Below are 2,702 nucleotides of genomic sequence, written 5' to 3'. Positions count from 1 at the left end.
GGTTCGGCCGTATGGAGAAGCGGTTCGACGAGGACATCCACCGGGGGTTGGTGGCCGCCCTCGAGCGCATGACCGGCCGGCGGTTCGAGGCGGCCGAGGGCCAGCGGCTGGCCCGGGGGCCGGGGGAGGAGGAACTGGTGAACGCCGGGCTCGAGGAGACCATGGTGCTGGCGTTCCGGGAGATCCAGGAGACCCGGGCCCGGCTGGGCAAGGGGGTCGATCTTCGGACCGCGGCCTTCGTGCTGGCCATCGACAAGATCGCCGCCTCCTACGAGGCCCTGGGCATCTGGCCGTGACCGCTGTTGACGCCGGCGCCCCCGCTGGGATAAGAGATCGCACCCCCTGACCTTTCGGCAAGAGGAATCCCGATGCCGGAGTACGATCCTCACCCTAGATCCCGAACCCGATCCCCCTCCGGCTGATCCCCCGGGGCCATCCCGCGGTGCGGCCGGAGGCCGAACGCGGAGGTGGCCCATGAATCCCGTCCTGACCTCCGAACTTCGCGCGTGCCTCGCCCGGGGCGACGCCGCGACCCTGCGGGAGTTCGCCGAGGACTTCCACCCGGCCGCCCTGGCCGAGTGCCTGGAGGGCCTGAGCGCCGGGGAGGTGGCGGCGTTCCTGTCGTTCCTGGAGCCCCGCCGGGGCGCCGAGGTGTTCTCCTATCTGCCCACGCCCCTCCAGCTCGAGGTGGCCGAGCGGTTCACCCGGCAGGACCTCGCCCGGCTCCTCACCTACATGAGCCACGACGAACGGGCCGACCTGGTGAAGCGCCTGGAGCCCGAGACCCTCGAGGCCCTCTGGCCCGCGCTGGCCCAGGCCGAACGGGAGGACATCCGGCGCCTGGCCTCCTACGAGGAGGGCACGGCCGGGGCCGTGATGACCTCGGACTACGTGACCCTGTTCCCGGAGCTCACCGCGGCCGAGGCCCTCAACAAGATCCGGCGGGAGGCGCCAGACCGGGAGACGGTGTACTACGCCTACGTCGTGTCCCCCGACCGGCGCCTGTTGGGGGCCGTGACGCTCAAGGACCTGATCCTGGCCCGCCCCAGCACGTTGGTGCGGGACATCCTGCAGCCCGACCCGATCCGGGTCCGGGTGACCGACGACCAGGAGGAGGTGGCCCGCACGATCGAGAAGTACGACCTGCTGGCGGTGCCCGTGGTGGACGCCGAGGACCGCATGGTGGGCATCGTGACCCACGACGACGCCTTCGACATCCTCCGGGAGGAGCAGACCGAGGACCTGGAACGGCTCATGGGGATCACGGGCGAGCCCCGGGACGAGCCCTACCTCGAGGTGCCGGTCTGGACCCATTTCCGCCGCCGGGTGGGGTGGGTGGTGGGGCTCGCGGCCGTGGGCATCGTGTCGGGGCTGATCCTGCACCGCTACGAGGACGCCATCGCCCGGCTGGCCCTCTTGGCGGTGTACATCCCGATGGTGGCCGACACGGGCGGGAACACCGGGTCCCAGTCGGCCACCGTGGTGATCCGGGCCCTCGCCCTGCGGCAACTCTCGCCCCGAAGCGCGCTCCGGGTTCTCTGGAAGGAGTTTCGGGTGAGCGTGCTGCTCGGCGCGGTCCTGGGGGGGCTGGCCTACGCCAAGGTGCTCTGGCTCTCCCACGAGAGCCCCGTGCCACCGGGCATCTCGCTCACGGCCGTGGCCGCCGCCATCGCCCTGGCCCTGGGGCTCCAGGTGGTGAGCGCCACCCTGGTGGGCGCCGTGCTCCCCCTGGGTGCGGCCCGCCTACGGCTCGACCCGGCCGTGGTGGCGAGCCCCGCCATCACGACCCTGGTGGACATTACGGGGCTCCTGATCTACTTCCAGGTGGTTCGGTGGGTCCTGGGGATCTGACGCCCGAGGGCCTCAACCGAGCCCGTTTTCCTCGCGCCATTTCTGGGCGCAGTCGGGGCACATGCCGTGGGTGAACTCGATGCCGGCGTGGGTGGAGAGATAGGCCTCGAGCCGGTGCCAGTACTGATGGTCGTCGCGGATCTTGTGGCAGATCATGCAGATGGGCAAAAGCCCCCGAAGCCGCTTCACCTCGGCGAGGGCTTGCTCGAGTTCGCCCACCCGTTGGGCCAGCCGGTCGTGGAGGTCCACGGTGCGCTCGCCGGCCCGGATGCGGGCCAGGAGTTCCTCGGGCCGGAAGGGTTTCGTGAGGTAGTCGTCGGCCCCCGCGTCCAGGGCCTCCACGAGGTCGGGCAGCGCCTCCCTGACGGTGAGCATGATCAGGTAGGTGTACGGCCGGTCGGGTTGCGAACGGATCCGTTCCACGAGCTCGAGCCCCGAAAGCCGGGACATGAGCCAGTCGGTGAGGACGATCCGGTGGCGGCCCGTTTCCAGGGCGTCCCACGCGGCCTCCCCGTCCTCGGCCAGGTCGGCCTCGTACCCGGCGGCGAGGAGGGTATGCTCGACCAGGCGGCGGGTGCTTTGGTCGTCGTCCACGATCAGGATGCGCATGGGGTGAGCCTCCGCTCTCAGGGTGATCCACGGATCGGCCGGCCCGGGCGGGATCTTGAGGCCCCGGCGGGTTTCCGTTGACATGCCCGGCCGGGTCTGGTAAAAAGCCGATTCTCTCGTGGGGCCGTAGCTCAGCTGGGAGAGCGCTTGAATGGCATTCAAGAGGTCGTCGGTTCGATCCCGATCGGCTCCACCACGAAAACTAAGGGCTTACGGGCTGACCCCGTAAGCCCTTTCTTCTT

2 protein-coding genes, 1 tRNA gene and 1 pseudogene are annotated in these 2,702 nt (G+C 70.1%); 3 read left to right on the top strand and 1 reads right to left on the bottom strand.

Going from position 1 to position 2,702, the window contains the following annotated elements; all coding sequences use genetic code 11:
• Both ACY0I8_RS17540 and mgtE read left to right on the top strand, forming a co-directional pair.
• A pseudogene (locus tag ACY0I8_RS17540) lies at positions 1–296 on the top strand (Glu/Leu/Phe/Val dehydrogenase); the annotation flags it as partial.
• 178 nt (positions 297–474) lie between these two features.
• Positions 475–1,851 (top strand): magnesium transporter, encoded by a 1,377-nt coding sequence (mgtE, locus tag ACY0I8_RS17535; RefSeq protein WP_461395776.1) that lies wholly within the window; start codon positions 475–477, stop codon positions 1,849–1,851.
• A 12-nt stretch (positions 1,852–1,863) separates the two neighbouring features.
• Here the strand turns inward: mgtE and ACY0I8_RS17530 are convergent, their stop codons facing one another.
• Positions 1,864–2,460, bottom strand: coding sequence for a response regulator (locus ACY0I8_RS17530; RefSeq protein ID WP_461395775.1), 597 nt, complete (start codon positions 2,458–2,460; stop codon positions 1,864–1,866).
• Positions 2,461–2,580: 120 nt separating this feature from the next.
• Here ACY0I8_RS17530 and ACY0I8_RS17525 point away from each other — a divergent pair.
• Positions 2,581–2,656 (top strand) — tRNA-Ala (locus tag ACY0I8_RS17525).
• The last annotated feature ends 46 nt before the right edge of the window (positions 2,657–2,702 follow it).

This window comes from Deferrisoma sp. (assembly GCF_054681715.1).
Note: the sequence above shows the minus strand (reverse complement) of the source record. Positions and strands in the feature narration are given on the sequence as shown.

Excerpts from the sequence above, each read along its gene's own strand:
- ACY0I8_RS17530 (WP_461395775.1), bottom strand. The coding sequence starts at position 2,460 with ATGCGCATCCTGATCGTGGACGACGACCAAAGCACCCGCCGCCTGGTC.
- mgtE (WP_461395776.1), top strand. The coding sequence starts at position 475 with ATGAATCCCGTCCTGACCTCCGAACTTCGCGCGTGCCTCGCCCGGGGC.